This window comes from Flavobacterium azizsancarii, from assembly GCF_027980145.1.
GTDB lineage: Bacteria > Bacteroidota > Bacteroidia > Flavobacteriales > Flavobacteriaceae > Flavobacterium > Flavobacterium azizsancarii.
On sequence record NZ_JAMZNK010000119.1, the window covers coordinates 1 to 511 of the forward strand.

General features: G+C 36.0%; 1 protein-coding gene. It reads left to right on the forward strand.

Annotation, left to right across the window (positions count from 1 at the left end; genetic code table 11):
- On the forward strand, window positions 1-511 hold a 511-nt coding region (locus NJT12_RS24870), incomplete at both ends, for an ISAon1 family transposase (protein WP_276598398.1).

A 511-nucleotide genomic window follows, 5' to 3' on the forward strand; every position in this document is an offset into this window, starting at 1 on the left:
TATTGACTGTCGTACCATTGGAGGTTTCTTTGGAGTCAATGGGAAAAAATTACAAAGACAATACAAAAAATTTTTAAGCTCCTTTAGTACGTGGGCTCCACGTGAACATGCACATGAGTGGATTATTTATCCTGAAAATATAGGTACCCACTTGTCAATTGACGAAGTAGCCTTGTCTCAGGGTGAACTTTTTACTATTGTAACCAATAAGGAAGCTAGAGGTAAAAAAGGATGCTTAGTTGCTATTGTTGCTGGAACAAAGGCAGATCAGGTCATTGAACATATCTGTAAAATTGATTACAAAAAAAGAAGTTATGTCCAAGAAATAACACTTGACATGGCTAATTCCATGAAGTTGATCTCCAAAAGATGTTTTCCAAGAGCGGTACAGGTTACCGACAGATTTCATGTTCAAAAATTAGCTCTAGAAGCATTACAGGAGATTAGAATAAAATATCGTTGGGAAGCTATGGATACTGAGAATCGATTGATATTACAAGCGAAAAGAGAA